This window comes from Ureibacillus acetophenoni (assembly GCF_900220965.1).
GTDB classification, from domain to species: domain Bacteria; phylum Bacillota; class Bacilli; order Bacillales_A; family Planococcaceae; genus Ureibacillus; species Ureibacillus acetophenoni.
On record NZ_OBQC01000001.1, the window covers coordinates 218,656 to 242,864 of the forward strand.

The 24,209-nt window shown below is 35.3% G+C and carries 23 protein-coding genes; 22 read left to right on the forward strand and 1 reads right to left on the reverse strand.

Annotated elements, in window-relative coordinates; translation table 11 throughout:
• Positions 1–219: 219 nt before the first annotated feature.
• Positions 220–429, reverse strand: coding sequence for a hypothetical protein (locus CRO45_RS19885; RefSeq protein WP_141400310.1), 210 nt, complete (start codon positions 427–429; stop codon positions 220–222).
• A gap of 164 nt (positions 430–593) precedes the next feature.
• Between CRO45_RS19885 and CRO45_RS00895 the strand changes: the two genes are divergently transcribed.
• From CRO45_RS00895 to CRO45_RS01000, 22 genes are all read left to right on the forward strand, one after another.
• Positions 594–1,439, forward strand: coding sequence for a DegV family protein (locus tag CRO45_RS00895; protein ID WP_097147742.1), 846 nt, complete (start codon positions 594–596; stop codon positions 1,437–1,439).
• Positions 1,440–2,687: 1,248 nt separating this feature from the next.
• Complete coding sequence (locus CRO45_RS00900) at positions 2,688–3,797, forward strand: DEAD/DEAH box helicase (protein ID WP_328588568.1); 1,110 nt, start codon at positions 2,688–2,690, stop codon at positions 3,795–3,797.
• The gene (locus CRO45_RS00905; RefSeq protein ID WP_097147743.1) at positions 3,797–4,402 is read left to right on the forward strand and encodes a ComF family protein; all 606 of its coding nucleotides are present in this window, start codon (positions 3,797–3,799) and stop codon (positions 4,400–4,402) included. Before CRO45_RS00900 ends, CRO45_RS00905 begins: the two co-directional genes overlap by 1 nt.
• A gap of 115 nt (positions 4,403–4,517) precedes the next feature.
• Positions 4,518–4,934 carry a TIGR03826 family flagellar region protein gene (locus CRO45_RS00910; protein ID WP_097147744.1) on the forward strand — a complete coding sequence of 139 codons (417 nt, stop codon included), beginning with the start codon at positions 4,518–4,520 and terminating at the stop codon, positions 4,932–4,934.
• Positions 4,935–5,108: 174 nt separating this feature from the next.
• A complete protein-coding gene (gene flgM, locus CRO45_RS00915) occupies positions 5,109–5,369 on the forward strand; it encodes a flagellar biosynthesis anti-sigma factor FlgM (protein ID WP_097147745.1) in 261 nt (86 codons plus the stop codon).
• A gap of 20 nt (positions 5,370–5,389) precedes the next feature.
• Positions 5,390–5,890, forward strand: a complete 501-nt coding sequence (locus CRO45_RS00920) for a flagellar protein FlgN (RefSeq protein WP_097147746.1) — start codon at positions 5,390–5,392, stop codon at positions 5,888–5,890.
• A 69-nt stretch (positions 5,891–5,959) separates the two neighbouring features.
• A complete protein-coding gene (gene flgK, locus CRO45_RS00925; RefSeq protein ID WP_097147747.1) occupies positions 5,960–7,591 on the forward strand; it encodes a flagellar hook-associated protein FlgK in 1,632 nt (543 codons plus the stop codon).
• Positions 7,592–7,604: 13 nt separating this feature from the next.
• Complete coding sequence (gene flgL, locus CRO45_RS00930) at positions 7,605–8,510, forward strand: flagellar hook-associated protein FlgL (RefSeq protein ID WP_097147748.1); 906 nt, start codon at positions 7,605–7,607, stop codon at positions 8,508–8,510.
• Between the two features lie 54 nt (positions 8,511–8,564).
• On the forward strand, positions 8,565–9,119 hold the full coding sequence (locus CRO45_RS00935; protein ID WP_097147749.1) for a DUF6470 family protein: 555 nt from the start codon (positions 8,565–8,567) through the stop codon (positions 9,117–9,119).
• Positions 9,120–9,138: 19 nt separating this feature from the next.
• Positions 9,139–9,576 (forward strand): flagellar assembly protein FliW, encoded by a 438-nt coding sequence (gene fliW, locus CRO45_RS00940; RefSeq protein ID WP_097147750.1) that lies wholly within the window; start codon positions 9,139–9,141, stop codon positions 9,574–9,576.
• Positions 9,577–9,580: 4 nt separating this feature from the next.
• Complete coding sequence (gene csrA / locus CRO45_RS00945) at positions 9,581–9,796, forward strand: carbon storage regulator CsrA (RefSeq protein ID WP_097147751.1); 216 nt, start codon at positions 9,581–9,583, stop codon at positions 9,794–9,796.
• 168 nt (positions 9,797–9,964) lie between these two features.
• Entirely contained in the window at positions 9,965–11,503 is a 1,539-nt protein-coding gene (locus tag CRO45_RS00950; RefSeq protein WP_097147752.1) for a flagellin N-terminal helical domain-containing protein, read from the forward strand.
• A 107-nt stretch (positions 11,504–11,610) separates the two neighbouring features.
• Positions 11,611–13,287, forward strand: a complete 1,677-nt coding sequence (locus tag CRO45_RS00955) for a methyltransferase domain-containing protein (RefSeq protein WP_170949374.1) — start codon at positions 11,611–11,613, stop codon at positions 13,285–13,287.
• Positions 13,288–14,598: 1,311 nt separating this feature from the next.
• Entirely contained in the window at positions 14,599–14,952 is a 354-nt protein-coding gene (locus CRO45_RS00960; protein WP_097147754.1) for a flagellar protein FlaG, read from the forward strand.
• A 21-nt stretch (positions 14,953–14,973) separates the two neighbouring features.
• Positions 14,974–17,427: a flagellar filament capping protein FliD gene (gene fliD / locus CRO45_RS00965; protein ID WP_097147755.1), complete on the forward strand. Its 2,454-nt coding sequence runs from the start codon at positions 14,974–14,976 to the stop codon at positions 17,425–17,427.
• Between the two features lie 16 nt (positions 17,428–17,443).
• Positions 17,444–17,803 (forward strand): flagellar protein FliT, encoded by a 360-nt coding sequence (locus tag CRO45_RS00970; protein WP_097147756.1) that lies wholly within the window; start codon positions 17,444–17,446, stop codon positions 17,801–17,803.
• A 58-nt stretch (positions 17,804–17,861) separates the two neighbouring features.
• Complete coding sequence (gene fliS / locus CRO45_RS00975; RefSeq protein WP_097147757.1) at positions 17,862–18,266, forward strand: flagellar export chaperone FliS; 405 nt, start codon at positions 17,862–17,864, stop codon at positions 18,264–18,266.
• Positions 18,267–18,622: 356 nt separating this feature from the next.
• Positions 18,623–19,006, forward strand: a complete 384-nt coding sequence (locus CRO45_RS00980; RefSeq protein ID WP_097147758.1) for a PilZ domain-containing protein — start codon at positions 18,623–18,625, stop codon at positions 19,004–19,006.
• Between the two features lie 368 nt (positions 19,007–19,374).
• Positions 19,375–19,926, forward strand: coding sequence for a ribosome hibernation-promoting factor, HPF/YfiA family (gene hpf / locus CRO45_RS00985; RefSeq protein ID WP_097147759.1), 552 nt, complete (start codon positions 19,375–19,377; stop codon positions 19,924–19,926).
• A 203-nt stretch (positions 19,927–20,129) separates the two neighbouring features.
• Positions 20,130–21,014 (forward strand): UTP--glucose-1-phosphate uridylyltransferase GalU, encoded by an 885-nt coding sequence (galU, locus tag CRO45_RS00990; RefSeq protein WP_097147760.1) that lies wholly within the window; start codon positions 20,130–20,132, stop codon positions 21,012–21,014.
• 250 nt (positions 21,015–21,264) lie between these two features.
• Positions 21,265–22,488 (forward strand): glucose-6-phosphate isomerase, encoded by a 1,224-nt coding sequence (locus tag CRO45_RS00995; RefSeq protein ID WP_097147761.1) that lies wholly within the window; start codon positions 21,265–21,267, stop codon positions 22,486–22,488.
• Positions 22,481–24,166: a phospho-sugar mutase gene (locus CRO45_RS01000; protein WP_097147762.1), complete on the forward strand. Its 1,686-nt coding sequence runs from the start codon at positions 22,481–22,483 to the stop codon at positions 24,164–24,166. The genes CRO45_RS00995 and CRO45_RS01000 overlap by 8 nt, the downstream gene beginning before the upstream one ends.
• Positions 24,167–24,209: the final 43 nt, after the last annotated feature.

Here is a 24,209-nt window from a genome sequence, read left to right on the forward strand (position 1 = left end):
CTTGCAATTCGCAAATAAAATATCCGGAACCGCAAACAACTTGCTAGAAATCGCAAATAGAAATATGAAAATCGCAAGTAAACAATCGATAATCGCAAGTAAATTAGAATTCGCAAATTAACATCCTGAATTCGCAAATTGATCATCTAAAATCGCAAATGGACTTAAGGAATTCGCAAATAAAGTGTGAGAAATCGCAAGTAAATTGTAATTCACAAATTAACATCCGGAATTCGCAAATTGATCATCTAAAATCGCAAATGGACTTAAGGAATTCGCAAGTAAAGAGTGAGATATCGCAAGTAACTTGCAATTCGCAAATAAAACATCCGGAACCGCAAATAACTTACTAGAAATCACAAATAGTAATATGAAAATCGCAAGTAAATCAAAATTCGCAAATAAAGTATGAGAATTCGCAAGTAACAATCACGATTTACAAGTATGCGATTTATCAAAGATGTAATGGTGCTAAAATCACGTTTTCTAGCCTAATTTTCTATTGAAAAAACTATTATCAATTTAAGATATATTAAAAGTTCACAACATGACATTTGTCATGTAAACTATTACCAAGGGGAGTGGTGAAATTAATGAAAATTGCGGTCGTAACCGATAGTACAGCGTATTTAACGCATGAGGAAAGAGAAAAATATAACATTCATGTCATACCTTTAAGCGTAACACTTGAAGAAGGCGCTTTTGAGGAAGAGGTCGAAATCTCAACAACTGAATTTTACAATAAAGTGAAAAAAGCAAAAGTGTTCCCAAAAACAACGCAGCCAGCTGTTGGAAAGTTTGTGGAACTTTATGAAGCACTTGCAAAAGACCATGATGATGTCATTTCAATTCATCTATCAAGTGGAATTAGCGGAACTTACCAAGGAGCTGTACAAGCTGGGGAAATGGTCGAAGGTATTGAAGTTTATGCCTTTGACAGCGAAATTTCTTGTGCACCACAAGCGTTTTACGCAAAAAAAGCAAGTGAGATGGCGAAAAACGGCGCTTCTGTGGAAGAAATTCTAGCCAAGCTTGAAGATTTAAAAACTAAAACGAAAGCCTATTTCGTTGTAGACGACTTATCACACTTACAACGAGGTGGACGTCTTTCGTCTGCAGCTGCAATCGTAGGTGGACTATTACAAATCAAACCAGTCCTAAACTTTGAAAATAAAGTAATCGTTCCTTTCGAAAAAATCCGTACAAAGAAAAAAGCTTTAAAACGCGTTGAAGAACTTTTAGCCGAAGACACTAAAAACTATGAACGTTTAGAAGGCGTTGTCATTCATGCAAACGCTGAAGCAGAAGGCAAAGCGTGGATGAATGAACTTGCTGCCAAATATCCAAACGTAGATTTCCATTTAAGCTACTTCGGTCCAGTAATCGGTACGCATTTAGGTGAAGGATCACTTGGATTGACTTGGGTAGAGAAGAACTAGTTAAGGATTTATTTAATTTTTCCCTAATTAAAATGCAATTATATTATAAAATTTATAGAACAAAGCCTCTGTTGTTAAAACAGGGGTTTTTTGTATTTAATAAGCTTTATTTATTACTAAAAGGAGAAATAAGAATGGTTGCACAGCAATAGTAGGAGTTCAATAAGACAAAAGAAGTTGGACAATTGATTGAACTGTCCCGTAGAAGCGTTCTATGAGACAAAAGGAGCTGGAAAATTGGTTGAACTGTCTCGTAGAAGCGATGTATGAGACAAAAGAGGCTAGAAAATAGGTTGAATTGTCCCGTAGAACCGTTCTATGAGACAAAAGGGGATGGAAAATTGGTTGAACTGTCCCGTAGAAGCGTTCTATGAGACAAAAGGAATTGGAAAATTGGTTGAATTGTCCCGTAGAAGCGATCTATGAGACAAAAGAGGCTGGAAAATAAGTTGAATTGTCCCGTAGAAGCATTCTATGAGACAAAAGGCGTTGGAAAATAAGTTGAACTGTCCCGTGGAAGCGATCTATGAGACAAAAGAGGCTGGAAAATAAGTTGAACTGTCCCGTAGAACCGTTCTATGAGACAAAAGGAGCTGGAAAATTGGTTGAACTGTCTCGTAGAAGCGATCTATGAGACAAAAGGGGTTGGAAAATTGGTTGAACTGTCCCGTAGAAGCGTTCTATGAGACAAAAGGAGCTGGAAAATTGGTTGAACTGTCCCGTAGAAGCGATCTATGAGACAAAAGGGGTTGGAAAATTGGTTGAACTGTCCCGCGTAGAAGCGTTCTATGAGACAAAAGGGGATGGAAAAATAGTAGAACTGTCGCGTAGAAGCATTATATGAGACAAAAGAGGTTAGAAAACTAGCTAGATTGTCCAATAAAAGTAACTTAAATATAAAATGTTGGAGGGTGAACTTTGAGATTTAAACTAATAAAAACAAGCAACTATATAACTTACAAAAGCATCATAGTCGAACCACAAGTTCGGGATTTTTTCTCAGGTCGTATTTGGACTAGGAACCATACACCATTTCCGCAAGAAAAAATAGAGAAGTATATTGAGAGAGGCTATTTTAAATTAAGATCAGCCATCTCAATTAAGAACACCTCATTTGGACCCTTCAAAAGGAAGCGCTACATATGTAATCGATGCCACAATTCCAATCAGCAAGAATTCATAGAGTTTGATTGTGCTAAGTGCGAAAGTAAATGTGTATATTGCAGGCATTGTATCAATATGGGGAGGATGAGTAGCTGTACGGAACTCATTTTGTGGAAAGGACCTAAGCCAAAGCAAAAGCGGAACAAAGTTTTAGATTGGGCTGGCCAATTTACTGAACTTCAGCAAAAAGCGGCAAATGAATTAATTCAAAGCCTCGAACAAAATCGTAACCATTTGGTTCACGCGGTCTGTGGAGCAGGGAAAACTGAGATTTTATTCCCGGCCGTTCATTATGCATTAAACCGGGGCAATCGGGTTTGCATTGCAACACCAAGAACCGATGTGGTGCTCGAATTATTTCCGCGGTTTCAAAAAGTGTTCCCAAATACCACCATTCACGCATTATACGGTGGCTCACCGCAGCAACCTGGCTTCGCAGAACTTGTCATTACTACAACCCACCAACTATACCGATTCGAAAACGCATTTGATGTGGTTATTGTCGATGAGGCGGATGCATTTCCATATACTTTCGATGAATCACTACAAAAAGCAGTCATCAAAGCTCGAAAACCTAACGCGCCAACTGTATTTGTTACCGCAACACCATCAGCCAAAATCCTTAACAGAACTAAAAAAGAAAACTGGGGAGTATCTTTCATTCCAAGAAGATTCCATGGTCATCCACTTCCAGTACCACGCTTCCAATCATTATGGAATTACAACAAACCTTTTGAAAAAGGCTCCATCCCACCGAAATTACTACAATGGACGAAACAACGACTACAAAACAAAGAGCCTTTTTTAATTTTCTTCCCAACAATTCAATTAATGAAAACAGCGATCACGTTATTTGAAAATATTCATCCAAATATATTGAGCGTCTATGCAGAAGATGCAGATCGTAAAGAAAAAGTGATGAAGCTTCGCAATGAAGAAATCCCAGGACTGCTGACAACAACCATTCTTGAACGGGGTGTAACAATAAAAAACGTACAAGTTGCAGTTGTAGGTGCCGAATCAAAAATATTTACATCCAGTGCTCTTATTCAAATCAGCGGTCGCGTTGGAAGGAATGTGAATTTTCCACAAGGGGATATCGTTTATTTCCATCATGGAATCACGACTGAAATGGACGAAGCAAGAAATGAAATTATGAGACTAAATAAAATGGGATTTGGGAGTAGTGGCTAATGAAAAAGGAAATTTACAATTGTTTGTTATGTGGTACGCCATTAAATGAAAATGTGACGTGGAAATCGTTGTTGGGAAGTGATTACCCAGATACGATTTGTTCTGATTGTGAAGGTGAATTAGAACCAGTCACAGAAAGTGATTCACACGAAATTATTTCGCTTTATCAATACAACGACAAAATGAAAGACTACCTCCACAGATATAAATTTATGCACGATGTGATCCTCGCGAAAGTTTTTCGCAATCAAATCAGAAAACATCTATATAAACGACGTGAAACGATTGTGCCAATTCCGATACATCCCGAAAAACTGAAAGAACGTACCTTTGCACATATCGATGAGCTTTTAAAAGCCGCAGACCTCTCCTTTAAACAATATCTTGAAAAGATTACAACTGAAACACAAGGCGAAAAATCACGTGATGAACGTCTCAATACACCGCAATTATTTAAACTTAAGCAAAATGTCGATATGAAAAATAAAGAAATCCTACTCGTGGACGATATTATAACTACTGGAACAACTATTCAACATGCTAAAAATTTGTTAATTCAAGAGGGCGCCAAATCGGTGAAGGCATTCACTTTGATTAGAGGCTAGCCAAATCTTAAAAAATCGTGAACTTCATTTACTTTTTAAAATTCCAATAGTAGCATTCAAATTGAATAGATAAAAAAATGAGATAATTTATTTAAATAAAATCGGGGGAAATCAAATGGCTGAAATTCGAAATTGTCCAAGCTGTGGTGAGTTTTTTAACTACACAGGTATAAGAGACATTTGTCATAAGTGTGCACAAAATGAAGAAGATATGTATCAAATCGTTTATAGATTCCTTAGAAAACGTGAAAATCGTGCGGCAACAGTTGAACGTATTGTGGAAGCTACTGGAGTACAGGAAGAACTTTTATACAAATGGGTGCGTAAAGGTCGTTTACATCCTGCAGTATTCCCGAACTTAGGATATCCATGTGATAACTGTGGTCGTTTAACGAATAAAGGGAAGTTATGCCAAAATTGTACCGATGATCTTAAATCAGATTTAAGAACATTTGAAGCTGCTAAGGAATTTAGGGAAGATATTAAAAGACGCGAAAAGGCTACATATTTAGCTGATAGAAAAGACAATTAAATAAATCGCTTACAATTTGGCCAGATACTTTCATTGATTAAACAATTGGAAAGTGGTTCATGCTGATTTGTAAGTTTTTTTATATTTGTAAATGATTTTTTTCATTTTCTTATTAACTTTTTTGTGAATTGACCGAAATAAATAATAGTAAAGAATTTGAGGGGAGGCCTCATTGTGAAAATCACTTCATATGGCGTAAATAATGTAAATCCATACAATAAACAACAGCAAAAATTGAAAGCTGCGAGTGAAAGCAAACCATTTGCCGATAAAATAGAAATTTCTTCAGCTGCAAAGGAAATGCAAGTAAACTCAACGGTTAATACTGAGCGTGCAGAAAAAGTTCAAAAACTAAAAGAACAAATTGCATCAGGTGAATACAAAGTTGATGCACACAAAGTTGCAGAAGATATACTGAAATACTATCGAAGATAATCATAAAGGAGTTCAAACCAATGTCAGTACAAACAATCATCGATACATTAGAAAAACTTGAAAAAGTGCATAGAAGTTTGCTTGAACTGGCTCTTCGAAAAACAGAAGTTATTAAAAAGGGCGACATGGTTGAACTCGACCAAATACTAAAAAATGAACAATCACATGTAGCAGCCATCGAAACTATCGAAAAACAGCGTCAAGTTTTGGTAACGGACTACCTAAAATCGAAAGGAATCGATTTCTCTGACATCCCTACTGTAGCCGATTTAATCGAAGCTGCTCATACAGAAAACGAACGTGAACTATTACAACAAGTCCGCGAACGCTTAGTACAAGTAGTTGGCGAACTAAAAAGTCAAAATGATTTAAACCAAAAGCTGGTTTATCAATCATTGCAATTTGTGAATATGTCGCTTGAAATGATACGACCACAAAATGAACAAATCAATTACTCAGGTAATCAAGTGAAGGGGCAAAACTCTGCACCGAAAAGATCAATTTTTGATTCACAAGCATAAAAAAGTGTGCTGTTCTAATTACAGGCACACTTTATTACATAATGGAACATCGAAAAAGGAGGAGACCTCATGCGCTCCACATTTATGGGACTAGAAGCAAGTAAGCGCGGCCTTTTCACACAACAAAGCGCTTTATATACAACTGGACATAACATCTCAAATGCCAACACAGCAGGGTACTCTCGTCAGCGAGTGAACATGGAACCGACTTTAGGATACCCTGGCGTAGGTTTAAATGCTCCAAAAACAGCAGGATTTATTGGTACAGGTGTACAAGCTTCTGCAGTTGAACGTATCCGAGATAGTTTTGTCGATAAACAATTTAGGCAAGAATCCAACAAACTCGGTTATTGGGAAGCAAGATCTCAATCTATTACACAAATGGAAGATATTCTAAATGAACCATCAGACTACGGCCTTGCAAAAGCAATGGATGAATTTTGGAATTCTCTTCAAGATTTAAATGTACGTCCAGAAGATGGTGGTGCCCGTGCGGTAGTTGTACAACGCGGTATTGCTGTAGCTGATTCATTCAACTATATGTATAACTCTATTAAACAATTAAAAGACAATGCTGGTGAAGAAATTGGTATTCTATTAAAAGATACAAACTCAATTTTAGAACAAATTGCTAGTATCAATGAACAAATTATCGCGGTCGAACCAAATGGATTCATGCCTAACGATTTATATGACGCACGTGATAACTTACTAGATCAACTTTCTTCATACTTCCCAATTGAAATTAAAAATGAAAAATCAGGTGGAAATGCTTTAGATATTGCAGAAGGTTCAGTAACTGTTTCACTAGTGCTTAATGGTTCAAAGGTAAAACTTGTTGATGGTAAGAATTTTGCACAACTTCGGTTAAGCCATGGTGCAGAAGATGATGGTGTTACACCAACGAATATGATTAATACATTACATATTGTAAAAGGTGATGGATCTGAAACTGTTCTAAGTAACGATTGGGCGCCAGACGGTACAAAGCAATATTATCAAATTAGTGAGTTTAGTAGCCTTGGGAAATTTAGAGGATTAGTAGATTCATACGGTTACATTGCTGGTAGTAATGAAATCGGACTTCCTATTGCAGGTGGTTTATTTCCTGAAATGCTTGAAAACTTAAATACAATGGCAAAAGAATTTGCAACTGCATTTAATGAACAACATAAAAAAGGTACTGATTTAGATGGAGTAACAGGTCTACCATTCTTCGTAATAAAAGAGAATGGGCTAGGTAACATTACAGCTGAAAATATTTATGTGTCTCAAGAAATAATTGATAATCCTAATTTGATCGCTGCATCTGACTCACAAGAAATAGAAGAACCTCCGGGTAGTGGTAATTTCATCCCTAACCCAGAGCCCGGAAACGGAAAAAATGCACTAAACCTTGCGAATGTTAAATTTACTAAAATTAGTGAGTTAGAAAATGTCAGTGTTCAAACATATTTTGAAGGTTTAATCGGTCAACTTGGTGTTGATGGCCAGCAAGCTAATAGATTACAATATAACGCTCAAGTTCTTCAACAAGCAGTTACTGAGCGTCGCGCTTCCGTTAGTTCGGTATCACTCGATGAAGAAATGACAAACATGATTTCATTCCAACAAGCTTACAATGCCAACGCACGAATGATTACAGTGATTGATGAAACTTTAGATAAAATCATTAACGGCTTAGGCCGCGTTGGATTATAGTAGGAGGTAGACCATGCGCGTAACACAATCTATGCTTTCGGGCAACATGCTCCGAAACTTATCAAATAGTTATTCAAAAATGGGTAAAATCCAAGATCAAATAACAACAGGAAAAAAAGTAACTCGTCCTTCCGATGACCCAGTTGTTGCTATGAAGGGCATAGGCTATCGTACAGAGTTAAACAATGTGGAACAATTTTCACGCAATATTGGGGAAGCATACAACTGGCTGGATACAACAGACGACACATTCGATAAAATTGGTGCAACTCTACAACGTGCTAATGAATTGATGGTCCAGGCATCTAGTGATACTACTACACCTGAGGATCGTGAGAAAATAAATTCAGAACTTCAACAACTTAGAGAACATATTCAAGATCTTTCAAATACAAAAATTGGTGACCGATATATTTTTAGTGGGACAAGAACAACTACGCCTCCTTATGACAAAGAGAACGGAAAATACCAAGATTTTGATGCAGATAATGTTAATGAACCATTCAAAAAATCTATTGAAATAGAAGTATTTGACGGTATCCATATGCAAATCAATACAACACCAATTGAATTGTTTACAAAGATTGATGACATGTTTGGAAGAATTGATGAAAAAATGGGTGAAGGTTCTACCGCAACAGGTTCTGAACTATCAGCTTTCATTGGTCAAATTGATGAAAACATGAATGAATTATTAACAACTCGTGCTGATATTGGAGCTCGTCAAAACCGAGTGGAATTAATGGATGCTCGTCTTCAATCTCAAGAAATCATTGCAACAAAACGTATGTCCGAAAATGAAGATATTGATTATGAAAAAACTATTACAGAAATGATTACACAAGAGTCGATTCACCGTGCAGCTTTATCTGTAGGTGCGAGAATCATTCAACCAACTTTAACAGACTTTTTAAGATAGTAAAAAGCGTTTGGATTAATTTCCAAACGCTTTCTTTCAAAGGAGGGAGACCTTTTGAATATTCCCAAACTGCAAATTGAGTCCACAAAAGCTCAAATTGGTCTAAATATACAAAAGCCTGTTCAAGAAATACAGCAACCTAAAGCAAACTTAGATTTGCAACAACCGGCTGCTATTCTAACCATAAACACAACTAAATCTAAACTTACTATAGACTCCCACGCTGCTAGAGAGAGTATGGATTATAAAAGTTCAATAAGCCGTACTAAAGAAATTGCACAAAAGAGTCTACAAGAATCCTTAGACGGTATCGCTATAATGGCCCAAGAAGGTCAGCAATTAGTAAGGATAGAAAATGGCGGTAATCCGATTGCGGAACAGGCAAAACTTTCGGGTAGACAACCATATTCAAGTTTAAACATTAAATTTATTCCACAAGCTGGTAGTGTAAAAGTGAATTTTGCACCTGCTCAAGTAGATATAGATGTAAAACCTCAGAAAGTTATTAATAATTCAACAATCAACAGGCCGATCCACAACTATACAACAGGAAAAGTAAATGTGGAAATGCTACAATATCCATCTCTAAAAATAGATTGGTTAGTATAAATAGTAAGGAGATTTACTAATGAAAATCAAAACAGCTTATATGGGTGAAATAGAAATAGATCCAAATGAAATTTTACATTTTGAACATGGAATCCCTGGTTTTGAAGAAGAGAATTGTTTTGTGCGTTTACCAATAGAAGAAAATAGTATATTCCAAATCCTTCAATCTACAAAAACAGAAGGACTTGCATTTATCATTACGAGTCCCTATGCAGTCACAACGAATTACAATTTTGATATTGATGAGGCAACAGTTCATGCATTAGAAATTACAGACGAAAGTGAAGTTGCTGTCTTTGCCATTGTCTCATTAAAAGAAACATTAGCAAAATCAACGGTTAATTTAAAAGCACCTATTGTGTTGAATACAAAAAATAATAAGGCAAAACAAGTGATCCTAGATAGTGAAAAATATGATATTCGACAAAAACTCCCTTTTGAAAGTGTAAAGGGGTGAGCATATGCTAGTACTTTCTCGTAAAGTTGGCGAAACGATATGGATTGGAGAAGACGTTGAAATATTTATCTCTGAAGTAAAAGGTGAACAAGTAAAGGTTGGTATTCGTGCACCTAGAAGTATTGAAGTAGTTAGAGGTGAACTTCGACAGGATATTTCAAACTCCAATCTAGAATCAGTGGTGAAAAATCTGGAACTATTAAAAAACACAAAAAAATAAGTCGAAATTCCACAAAAAAAGTTTATAAAACTATTAAACTAAATCGAGTCATGCCGATATTATCTATGTAAGCAGGAAATAGAGTTCGGCCGGCTCGATTTTCTTGTACATACAAAAAAACAAAAGCTCACAAGGAAGTGAGCGGTAAATTCCAAGGAGGAACTAAAAATGAGAATTAATCACAATATTGCGGCTCTTAACACATACCGCCAATTAAATAGCGCAGCTGGTGCACAATCTAAATCAATGGAAAAATTATCTTCAGGTTTACGAATCAATCGTGCTGGAGATGACGCTGCTGGTTTAGCGATCTCTGAAAAAATGCGTGGACAAATCCGTGGTTTAGACATGGCTTCTAAAAACGCTCAAGATGGTATCTCTCTAATCCAAACTGCTGAAGGTGCTTTAAACGAAACTCACTCAATTCTTCAACGTATGCGTGAATTAGCAGTGCAATCATCTAATGATACTAATAATGACAAAGACCGAACTGAATTACAAAAAGAAATTAATCAATTAGCAGATGAAATTGATAGAATTTCTAGTACAACTGAGTTCAACACTAAAAAGTTAATTGATGGTTCTTTATCTGAAAGTGCAAAAAATGGTTACTATACTAATACAAGTGGTACAGCTGTAGCAGGGGTAAATGTTAAATCATTTGCATCTATAGGTACTTCAACTATTGAAGTTGTTTCAGTGGCTAACGCCGATCAAGCTACAATTACATCATCTACTGCTTTAAAAGATAGCGCAACGACACCTGCTGCTGCTACTGGAGCGATTGCATTAGGAGACTTACGGAATAATGCAGGTGATACAAATCTTGGTTTACAAAACGGTGATACAATTAAAATCTCCATGAATGTTGGTGGAGAAGATGTAAATCTAGAGTATAAAATAACAGATGCTAGTACAGAAACTTTCCAAAATGTAATTGATACAATTAATACAGAGTTAGGTTCAAGAGGTACAGCAGATATAAACTCTGGTGCATTAAGAATTACTGGTGCTACTGGTAGAGAGAATGCAATTACAGACGTAAGTATTACTGCAGTATCTTCTTCTGGATCTGATAGAACTGCCTTTAATACTGCGTTAGAATTCACACAAACTTCAGTTGCTGCAAACGCTGGAGATGCAATTTTAACTGTTGGTAGCGATGCTGTAACAAATGACTCGGTAGCAGCTGCTGCAGGATCAAAAGTGAATAATTTAATTGATGGTGTTGAGATTCAAATGGCAAATGTTGCTTTCAACGCTAATGATGAAATTAGTGTAACTGTATCAAAATCAGATCAATCTTTATCAATGCACATTGGAGCAAATGAAGACCAAACAATGGATATTTCAATAGGTGACATGGGCGCTCGTGCTCTAGGGGTAAGAGACACAGAAGGTAGTGCTGTTGATGTATCTAGCGCTTCAAAAGCAGAAAAAGCTATTACATCTATAAATAATGCAATTGAGCAGGTTTCAGGGGAACGTTCTAAACTTGGAGCTTATCAAAACCGTTTAGAGCATACAATTAATAACCTTGGTACATCTGCAGAAAATTTAACTGCTGCAGAATCTCGTATTCGTGATGTTGATATGGCAAAAGAAATGATGGAACAAACTAAAAACTCTATTCTTTCTCAAGCTGCCCAAGCCATGCTTGCTCAAGCTAATCAACAGCCACAAGGGGTACTTCAACTACTACGTTAATTTATTACTAACTACAGTGCGTATTTTTCATTTACTACGTTATGAAGTTAAAGAGAGTCTTGCTAGACTCTCTTTTTATATTGATTTGCAAAATAAGGAGGAAAAGTATGTCCAGTGATTACAGTGTGAATTCTATACAATATTGGAATACCAAATTTGAAACTAAGTGGGAACTGAATAGAGGGCCAGAGCAGACAACATTCTTTTATGAAGTTTTATTAAAAAACTTACCAGTTAAAATAAAGAATAGGATTAAATATGAAAAAATGTCTATTTGTGATATTGGTTGTGCCTTAGGGGATGGAGTTAATAAAATTAGTGAATACTTTACAAGTAATCTATTAACAGGAATTGACTTTTCAGAAGAGGCAATAAAAAAGGCAAAAAAAAAATACCCTCATATAGATTTTGAATGTCAAGATATATTAAGGGTTAAACAAAATTTTGATGTTATTATTTCTTCTAATACTTTAGAACACTTCAAAAATCCGTTACATATAACAAGGTACCTTACAGAAATTACAAATAATTTTTTAATAATATTAATACCTTTCCAAGAAAATGAAGTAAACCGTGATAAAGAACATGAATCTAGTTTTAATTATAATTCATTTCCAATGGTAATAGATGATTTTTTCTTATGTTATCATAAAGTAATAAATTTTAAGGATACCCCTAACCCCTATTGGAATGGTAAGCAATTACTTGTAATTTACTCAAAAAAAGATGAATTAGAAAAATTAAACTTAAGTTCCGTAATAGAGCCAAAAGTATTTGTAGGCGCTCCCGTACGGAACAGAGCATGGATTCTACCAAGATTTTTTGAATCGTTGTTACAACAAAATGTTAAAATGGAAACGTGCTTTATAGTTAATGATTGTGATGATAACACAATAGAAGTATTAGAAGAAAATAGAGTTAACTTTATACAGAAGAACTTCGGAAAAGAGTTCGGAAGTAATAGAGGTGAATATTCTAAAAAAAATTTAGCAATACTTCGTAATTTATTATTAGAAGAGTTTCTTAAAAGTGATTGTGAATACTTCTTTTCTATCGATACTGACATAATAATCCCAGATGGTTCATTACGCAAATTACTGGAAGATGATAAAGACATTGTATCCATGATTATTAGTAATATACCAAGTGGCAGTGCACACAATATTTACATAAATCAGAATCACGTATCTCCAGTACCTGAAGGAATCATACCTGTTGATATGACAGGAGCTGTTTATCTTATTAAGAGGGAAGTTATTGAATCCGGAGTTGGGTATGCATATGACCCAAAAGGAGAAGATGTACCATTTTGTAGGTCAGCAATAAACGCAGGATTCGAATTATATTGTGATACTAGGTTAAGGCCGATACATGTTTATGAGCCCAATCTAGAATTAACTGCGAATATTATTAGTCATGAAGATTATAAAATAATTCTTGAAAAGGCGATAAGATTATTGGAGAAAATATTCGAAAGTGTAATTAGTTTAAAATCTAATATTAATAATAAATTAATTATTTTAGATATTATAAATGCTTATAATAAAGTTGCTAATATTATAAATATATATTATCCTATTATCTCGAATAAATTAATATTCTCACAAATGTCAATTATTAAAGAATATTTAGATAAAATATTATATTATATTGAAATTAATCATATTGATGAAGCTAATAATATATTGAATAATTTGCTTCTTCCTACTTTTAGTAATTTGACTATAGAATTGATTGAGGTATTTTTACCAGATGTAATGAAATATAATCCGAATTCACTATAAGAAATAATCTTTATTTAAATATTTATAGTAGAAACTCATTCCAGTTTCATTGAATTGACTAGGTTTAAATGATCTTAGGTGAAAATAATAATTGTAAAATAAAGTTAAATTTTGCCGTAATATAAATTAGAAGTAGGTCTTGGAGCCTTACTATTTCCTAAAACCTATTTCAATAGATTAACAAATATTAAATAATGATTAAAAATCACATATTTAGTGCTGAACCTCAAAAGTTAGATGGAAAGTTTAACTATTGGGGTATTTTTTAAAATGCATAGAATTTATTTTAAATTTATTGTTGTTTAAGAATAATCAGTTGGTATATTATCCTGAAAATTATTTGATAAGAAATCAAAATTCCAAATTATTAACTTCAGAATCTTATTATCAAAATGTTACAATTTGAGTTCGAAATGAATAATCCGTCTTATATTATTAAAAGTCTTTTTATAGTTAAACTTTATTGGAGAATCCCGGTGTCTTTTTAGAAAGTAACAGTGGTATTTGAACTAGAATAAGGATTAGAATTTAAAAATCTAATTGATGCTGCAGATAAACGACAGGTAAACTTATTCAACAATAGAAGAAAGAGTATTCAGATTAAAGAACAAGTGTAAATATTCTTAAGGTTTTAGGATAAATATATTGCTTAAGAAAAAAGTTACATTGGCATTCTTATAAAACACGGTTCGTATGTTCGCGAGAAACCGTTTAAACCGACTAACTAGTATACCGATTCTTATACAAAAGTTGGTAGAAATCATCACATAATTGAAATGTACTGGAATTGAAAATATTTAATTGGAGGCAATTTCAGATTTGTATAATGGCAAAATTATTTTTTGGGGTTTTCCATAAATTAATAAAAAACATATAAATTGTACTAAAAACACTTACCCTGGAAATATACAGATTAAGCATGCAATATCTAAATAAATGTAGGTAATAACTTTGAAGCGAAATAGATATTGTATGGTTGTTCGGTGTTTTTCCTCTTTTTTTGGAGATTTCTATGAATTTTCAAGAAATACCTAGAACCAGTGTGCAGATAATTGCTGCAATGCTAAAGATATTAGGAATTTATTCTGAAACATAAGAAGAACGAATTATTAAAACAATATTAACTGGTTTAAGCCCAGCCCAGTGATATACAGAACATAATCGAGTAAAACTGCTGCTTTAACTATAACTTGTTGGGTCAAATCTTACTATTGTCATAGATATTTATTTTCATCCTACTATATGCTTGTAAAAACTAATTTTATTTAACCGATATATAGAATAACATACTTATTGTTTGGAGGATTATTTATGCGTGTTCATAGCCATTCAATTGAAAAAGTAGTTTTAACGAAAATAAATGAGAAAGAAGACAAAGCTGTTAAGCCAACTAATGTAGAAGTTATAAATCATACAAATAAAGAGAGCCAACAAGAAATGTCCAAAGACATGCTTCAAAAGGCAGTTGACTCAGTCAATGAACTATTTCAAATATACGAGAAAGAATTAAAGTTTGTTTTTCACGAAGGACTGGAACAGTATTTTGTTCAGCTAGTTAATTCTATTACAGAAGAAGTTGTGAGAGAAATTCCACCTAAAAAACTGTTAGATGCTTTCTATGAAATGCAAAAATTAGCTGGAATGATTGTTGACGAAAAAATTTAAAGAAAATGTGGGTGTAATACAATGACAACGATGCGAATTGGCGGATTAGCTTCTGGAATGGATATTGATAGTTTGGTTGAGAAACTAATGATGACAGAACGTGCGCCTTTGGACAAACTTGAGCAAAAAAAACAAACCTATGAATGGCAACGTGATGCCTATAGAGAAGTAAATACAAAGTTAAAAACATTTGATACTTTTCTAGCGGATAATTATTTTATTAGATCAATGAGTGTTAAAACCGCGACTACTTCTAATTCAAATTTTGTCACTGCAGAAGCAACAAGTGCAGCTTCTGGAACATTAACGATTGAAGGGGTTTCCCAATTAGCAACAGCCGCTCGTGGTATTAGTAGTCAAATTAATGCAACAGGAACGACTACTATGGGACAACTGCTAGGTGGAAATTTACCTGCAAGTGACAAACAATATATCGAAATTCGTGCTATACAAAAGGACGGGTCTTTAGCGACAAAACCTACAAAAATTGAATATACAAGCTCTATGAATATTAGTGATTTTGTTAGCAAATTAAATAGTAGTAATGCAGGTGTCACAGCAATATTTGAAAATGGACGTTTATCAATTACCTCTACAAATACCGGTGATGTGAAAAATAGCGAAGAAGTGGTAATTGGGAATGGCAGTGAAGTATTTCAGGCATTTGGATTTGACCCGAATAATATTTTTACTAAAAAGGGTACAAATGCAGTGTTCCAAGTAAATGGAATTGCTACAGAACGATCAACAAATACATTTACTATTTCAGGATATAACGTTACGTTAAAAGATACTTTTAATTCACAAGCTACTATTAATGCAACGCTTAAAGATGCTTTTAATGACTATAAGTTTACTAAGGAGAACTATGATTCAAAATCTAGCATTTATGATACAAAATCAGAAGCTTTTCAATCAGCACAATCAGATTACACTAAAGCATATAATGATAACTTTTTAACTAAATACGTACCTACAGATATACAAACAATATGGACTAAACTAGGAAGACCGGATCTTTTAGCAAAGCTTGACCATGATACTATTAGTACCGTTTTAGCAAATATAGATTCAACAAGCCAAGAAAGTATTATAGCAGGATTAGAAACAATTTCTGATGAAATTATCCCAAAAGAGCTAAAAGATGAGTTAAAAACTTTAACTCCAGAAGCTTTCAAAACTTTGCAAGAGCTTAATGTTGATAACTATAATTCTTTAAGACCAATAGCGATATTAGAAACAAAATACATTAATTTGAACAAAACATTTTTGAAGGATTTATCTCCTGATGAGATTACAGTTCTTGCTGATTTAGATTTATCAGGTGATGCACCTTTAGATAATTTACCTGAAGACCATATATTAAATAATCCTGAAAATAAGGCATTAAAAGATAATTTAGGTAAATTGGCTGTAGAGGAACTAAATATACTAGACACCTTAAGTGAAGATCAATTATTAAGCTTTAAAAATATTGCAACTGCAGAAGTAACTTTAAATACTGCTGAAAATGAAATGAATCTTGCTTCTGTTAACAAAGCAGTTGCTGAAAATCAGAAAAATTCTAGCTTCCAAATATTTAAAGATTTATATATCCAGAATGGTTTAGTACCAGATGGTAAGACAAAAGAAGAGTTAGATGCAATGACTGATGAACAATTAGAGGAATTGTTTAATAGCTTCACAGAAGTACCTCGGATCACAGTGACCGAAATGAAAGAAAATACTGTTACACTTGCTTCATCAACAAACGTAGACGAAATGATTGATAAAATTAAGGAGTTCGTACAAACGTATAACGGACTGATAACGGATTTAAACAATTTAACGAATGAAACAAAGTATCGTGACTATAAGCCATTGACAACACTACAAAGAAAAGAAATGGAAGATAAAGAAATTGAGCTTTGGGAAGAAAAAGCTAAAAGTGGTTTACTTCGAGGAGATTCAACTATTCGTGAAGGTATTTCTTCAATGAGAAACTTAATCTATCAATCAAATCCCGCCATTGCGAATATAAAATTTAATACGCTTTTTAGCGTTGGTATTACTACTTCAAAAGATTATCTTTCAGGTGGTACATTAGAAATAGATGATCAAAAACTAAGAGATGCTTTAAATGAAGATCCTGATTCAGTCTTAAAATTATTTACATTTGATGGTGAAAAAGAAGCTGGTATCACAGTTAATGGAGAGACAAAAACAGCTGATACACGAGGTTTTTTAAGAAAGCTTCGTGGGGAGATTGATGTAATTGAATCGAAAATTGTGGAGCGAGCTGGCCGAGCTTCTATGAATGAGACTCAATTTACTCTAGGAAGTTATCTAAGAGATGTAAACAAACGAATCGACACATGGCAAGACAAACTAGTTGAAATAGAAGATCGCTATTGGAGACAATTTGGTGCTATGGAACAAATGATTAATAAAGCTAACCAGCAATCTACTATGTTAATGGGATCATTCTATCAATAGATTGGAGTTCGCAACAATGGATAACGAGCAAAAATTACTCCAAATATCCGCAAAACTTTTTCAACAATTAGAATCAGTTCCTAGAAGTGAGGAACGAGATAAATTTATTGAAGAAGTAAACCGACAATTGAATGAACGTGGGAATGTACTTGAGATTCTTCACAACGAGGGATTTCAAATAGAGCCAGAAACTAAATTACACTCGATGCTTATTGAATTAGATAAAGGTATTCGCGAAAGACTGGACATTGTTATGGAAGCAGTAAAGAGTGATATGAAAACATTGCAAAAGGCTAAAAATAAGGAAAAAAAATATATTAATCCCTATGATTCTGTTCGCACAATGGATGGAAGATATTACGATAAGAAAAAATAGATGAATCATTGACTGTTATTTAGAAGTCACTTTCATTATTCAAAAAGGAGTACTAATAATGGTAACACACAATGCAGCATATAACGCTTATCAACAAAATAGCGTCACAACAGCTTCTCCAGGTGAACTTACATTAATGTTATATAATGGATGTATTAAATTCTTACTGAAATCTAAAAAAGCGATTGAAGAAAATAACATCGTAGAAAAGAATACAAATATACAAAAGGCACAAAACATCATTATTGAATTGATGGTTACTTTAAAATTAGATGAAGAAGTGGCAAAACAAATGCTTTCATTATACGACTATATGAACCGCAGACTAATTGAAGCTAACATTAAAAATGATACTGAAATCATCGACGAAGTAATTGGCCTATCAACAGAATTCCGCGACACTTGGAAGCAAGTAATCCAAATCACTCGTCAACAACAATACGGCAACATGCAACAAATCTAATTGAACGGCTCTGTAGACGAAAATCGTTTACAGAGCTTTTTATATTTCGCTATTAATTTAATGAATGAATTTTATTAATTAAAATCCTCCCATTGGCGAAATCCACATACGACATATTAATAATTATGCGCAATTTCACATAACTTTGAATATGTCGTATCTCAAAATCGGTAATCCACAGAACTCCATTTTATTAGCCACACATACTCCCTGAGATCTCCCCAAAACATTTTTTACAAATCCTTGAACATCCCCACAAAATTCACAACCCAAACCAGCGATTTCATTCGACTTTCCACCCCTAAAGGTCGATAATGAAAGTAAGAAATACGCCCAAATATTGGGAGGTAATGACTATGAAATTTAAGCGACAAGAAGGATTTCGTTTTGTGTTTAATGAACCAATCAAGGCGAATTTCGTTATAGTTAATAAGGATGGACAAGTTGATCAAATTAATCACAAAAATAGCCATCCCTGTGAAATTCTCGATCAGAGCCCGAGAGGTATAAAAATATATTCGAATGTCGAAATTGGAGAGGATGAAGTTCAGCCGGTCCAACTTGAGATTGAATTCGTTCTTGATGTGACAACTATTCGTGCACTTGGTGAGGTTGTTTGGACAAAGCCTTTTGGACAAGGGAAGCAATATGGAATTCACATTATTGACCAACCTGACATCGTCGATTTAATCATCAATGAGATGAAACAGCGTAGAAGAAAAGAAGTGCTTAAGAAATAATGATAGCGCTTACCTAAAGCGAAAGCGTGCGAACAGCAACTTTTGCTTACCCGCTTTTATTCCGAAATCAAACATCCACACACCTTGCAAAATTTGTTGTTAAGTATGTAAAGATTTCGACAAGATAGGCAGGATATTCCTTACACTATGGAGAATATATTTACTAAGGGCTAACATCTTTAACAAGAATTTTACAATTCGAAATTAGTTGGCCTTATTGCGAAGGGAAACCATTTCATTTGGTTACACTATAACTGAATGGAATTAAGCCTCGGGCGGATACAGTAGATTCTATTCTATTGGGCTTACTAGATAAGATCTGGGCGGCTAATTCGCCAAGGTGCATTTGATTAAAAGGAGGAGTTTACATGATTAAATTTAACATTCGTGGTGAAAACATTGAGGTAACTCCAGCGATACGCGAGTACGTTGAAAGCAAGATTGAGAAAATTGAGCGTTACTTTGGCGAAGATTTTGAAGCTAAAGCCAATGTCAATCTGAAAGTTTACAACGACAAGCAAAATAAAGTGGAAGTTACCATCCCAATGAAAAACGTAACACTCCGTGCAGAAGAACGTCATAATGACATGTATGCTGCAATAGACTTAATCGTCGATAAGTTAGAACGACAAATTCGCAAACATAAAACGAAAGTGAACCGCAAATTCCGTGAACGTGAAGGCGTAGGCATTTTCTATGCAGCGAACGGAACTGCTCCAGAAACAACAAATGATGAAGAAGAATTCACAATTGTTCGTACTAAGCAATTTAGCTTAAAACCAATGGATGATGAAGAAGCGATCCTTCAAATGAATTTACTTGGACATGACTTCTATATTTACACAGATGCAGAATCCAATGGGACGAACATTGTTTATAAACGTAAAGATGGAAAGTATGGACTCATTGAAACTCAATAAACGATTCATAACCTCTAATAAGGAAAGACTTCCTTATTAGAGGTTTTCTTATATACTCTTTCCTATTAAATCCCAAATTTCGGATAATTGATTGAAGATTTCCAGTTTTATGCTAGTATTAATTTATATAATTTTTACGAATTTAACAAAATACTGTAGTACAATAAAATATATTATTTCTATTACGTATCGGAGTTGTTGAGATGAATAAAAAAGTACGAAAAGCGGTTATTCCTGCAGCTGGTTTAGGAACACGTTTCCTTCCTGTTACAAAAGCCCAACCGAAAGAAATGTTACCGATTGTGGACAAGCCTACGATTCAATATATCGTTGAAGAAGCAGTTAAATCGGGGATCGAGGATATTATCATTATTAGTGGTCGTAACAAACGTGCCATTGAAGACCATTTCGATAAAACGTATGAACTGGAAGAGTTACTTGCGAAAAAAGGAAAATGGGATGACTTACATGAAATTCAAGAGATCACAAATCTTGCGAACATCCATTACATCCGTCAAAAGGAACAAAAGGGTTTAGGGGATGCCATTTATTGTGCGCATCGTTTTATTGGCGATGAGCCATTTGCTGTTCTTCTTGGAGATATTGTATTAAATGCTGAAAAACCTGCATTAGCCCAATTAATTGAAACATATGAAAAAGAACAAGCTTCTGTCATTGGTGTTCAAGAAGTGCCAATGAATTTAGTAAATCAATATGGTGTTATCAATCCGGCAAACGGAATTGAAAAAGGTAAACCAATTGAAGTTCAGGGATTCGTAGAAAAGCCAAGAGCGGAAGAAGCACCTTCTAACCTTGCAATTATGGGTCGTTATGTATTAACACCCAATATATTCAAAGCGTTAGAAGCAACAAGACCTGGTGTTGGTGGCGAGATTCAATTAACGGATGCGATTGAATTATTAAATCATAGCGAGCGCATTGTTGCACAAGACGTGGTCGGTAAGCTTTATGATATTGGTAGTAAATTCGGTTTTATCCAGGCGACAATTGAATTTGCGCTAGAACGTGAAGATTTACAGGAAAGATTACGTAGTTACCTGCATACATTTATTAAAGAAGAATTGTAGGAAATATGGCGTAGTCCCATGTTATTACGATTGATAAGTGGCGTTATGGTCGCTGCGATTACATTTGTAATGTAGTGGTAAACTTTGTTATTGAAAGATATTTATCTATCGTTTATAACTATATTAGTTATTAGTAATAAAGTGAAACTTCCATCAGTGAGGGGGAATCCATCGTCGTTGGTTGGTTGCACAGAAATAAAAATATTGCTTGCTCTATTTATCTGGGCAAGCATTTTTTAGGAGTAGATTAATGCTGAAATTTGATTATCCAAAAAACCCTGAGCAATTTAATATGGTTGAAGTTCCAGATATGAAGCATTATGTTGATTGCTCGATGGACGAACTATTTGCGATTCAACAAGTGGCCGAGGAGATTCGGGAAAATGCCAATGTGTTGCTTGTAATCGGGGTAGGGGGGTCTTTTCTTGGGGCTCGTGCGGTTATTGACGCGTTAACACCCTACTTCCGTACAAATAACGGAGTAGAAGTGATTTATGCCGGCAATAACATGAGTGGGGCATATTTAAAGCAGTTAATCACTTATTTAGAAAATAAAAGTGTTTATGTAAATGTCGTATCCAAATCAGGTTCAACAATGGAACCAGCCCTTGCGTTCCGTATCGTGAAGGAATATATGGAGAATCGTTACGGTACTGAAGCAAGTAATCGTATTCTAGTCACAACGGATGCACATAAAGGCATTTTAAAACAAATGGCAGAACAGTGCGGATACCGTCAGTTTGTCATTCCTACTGAAGTAGGGGGACGCTATTCTGTTTTTACTGCGGCTGGGTTACTACCAATTGCTGCGAGTGGAATTGATATTCAAGCCTTTTTAGATGGGGCGAAGAATGCGGAAAGCGACTTTGATAATGTAGATATTCAATCGAACGCTGCTTATCAATATGCTTTGGCGCGCTTTGATCTTTATAGCCGCGGCTATTCATTGGAGTTGCTTGCATCCTTTGAGCCTCGTTTAAGAAAGCTTCATGAATGGTGGAAACAGTTATTTGGTGAAAGTGAAGGAAAAGAGCATAAAGGCCTTTATCCAACAACAGTAACGTTTTCAACAGATTTACATGCGATTGGACAATTCATTCAAGAAGGTAGCCGGATTTTATTTGAAACTTTAATTCATTTCGATGAAATTGAAGAGGATATAGAAGTGCCGTTTATGTTAAACGATTTGGACGGACTGAATTATTTGGCTGGCCGTTCAATGAATGAAATTAACGCAACATCTAAAGATGGTGTTGTCCTTGCCCATGAAGAAGGCGGCGTGCCGGTTATGAAAATATGTATTCCGAAACTAGATGCTTACCATGTTGGTTATTTAATGTTCTTCTTTATGAAGGCTTGTGTCATCAGTGCGAACTTACTTGAGGTGAATCCATTTGACCAACCTGGCGTGGAAGCATATAAAAAGAAAATGTTAGAGCTATTAAAGGAAAATGTGGTGAATATTCATGAGTAATTTGTATGCAACGTGGCTTGAACGTGCAGATGTAATATATAAGTCGGAGTTAGAATCTATTTTAGATCGAACAGAGGATATTGAAGATCGCTTTTACCAAACCGTGCCTTTCGGGACGGGTGGTATGCGCGGTCTTCTTGGTGCTGGAACGAATCGTATTAATTACCATACTATTCGATTGGTTGCTGAAGGGCTTGCTCGTCAAATCGAGGGCCAAGGGGAAGCTGCGAAAGTGCGCGGTGTAGTCATTGCCTACGATACGCGTCATTTCTCTCAAGAGTTTGCTTATGAAACGGCTGGAGTGTTAGCCCGTCATGGCATCCAATCATACATATTTAAAGAGAGTCGCCCAACACCTGAGCTGTCCTTTGCAGTGCGTTATCTGTATGCAGTTGCCGGAGTTGTGATCACTGCGAGTCATAACCCGAAACAATATAACGGGTTTAAAGTGTATGGGGAAGATGGTGCCCAGTTAACACCGGAATTCGCGGATGAAATTGTGGCGCATATGGAGTCAGTAGAGGATATCTTTGAAGTGCCTTCTATGGGGAAAGATGAGTTGCTGGCTTCAGGATTATGTACAGAAGTGTTGGATAAAATTGATGATGCTTATAATGGGGCTTTAATGTCATTAATGCAACGCAAGGATATCGAGAAGGATTTGAACATTGTGTACACTCCGTTGCACGGTTCGGGACTTGTGCCAACTTTACGTGGACTGCAGGAAGCTGGATTTACGAACATCCATGTAGTGGAAGAGCAAGCTGTTCAAGATGGCGCGTTTCCTACTGTTTCGTATCCTAACCCAGAAGAAAAAGCTGCTTTTGGTTTGGCGATTGAGTTAGGGGAGCGCGTTGGAGCAGAGTTGTTGCTTGCAACGGATCCAGATGCGGATCGTCTTGGAGTTGCGGTTCGAGATGGCGGGAGTTACAAGCTATTAACGGGCAATCAACTTGGCGCGATGCTTCTTCATTATTTATTATCCACGAAAAAAGAGAACGGGACCTTGCCAAGTAACGGAGCGATGGTGAAAACGATTGTGACATCTGAAATGGGTGCTGCGATCGCGGAGTCATTTGGTGTTACGGTGATCAATACGTTGACGGGCTTTAAATTTATTGCTGAACAAATGGCTCGTTTTGAGAAAACAGGTGAGCATACGTTCCTGTTTGGCTATGAAGAAAGCTACGGCTATTTAGCTGGTGACTTTGTTCGCGATAAAGATGCGGTTCAAATTGCTTTATTAACTGCTGAAATGGCGGCTTATTATAAAAATGAAGGTAAATCTTTGCTAGAAGTATTAGATGCATTATATGAACAATACGGTCAATACCGCGAAAGATTGATTTCATTGACGTTCGAAGGAATGGAAGGTCAGCAAAAGATTGGAGCGATTATGACGAACCTTCGTGAGTCAGCACCTAAGGAAATTGCGGGATTACGTGTCACTCGTGTTGAGGACTACAAAACAGGAATTGCGACGCTTGCTGATGGAACAGAGGAGGAAATCGAGTTACCAAAATCGAACGTACTGAAGTTCATTCTTGAAGACGGCTCTTGGATTTGCGCCCGTCCATCAGGAACTGAACCGAAGTGCAAGTTTTATATTGGGTTGATTAATCAGGATGATTCGATTTTTGAACATATTGAAAGAGAGATATTGGAATTCTCCAAATAATAAGGTGGTGCCAAGTTCTTTTGATGGAACTGGCACCATTTTT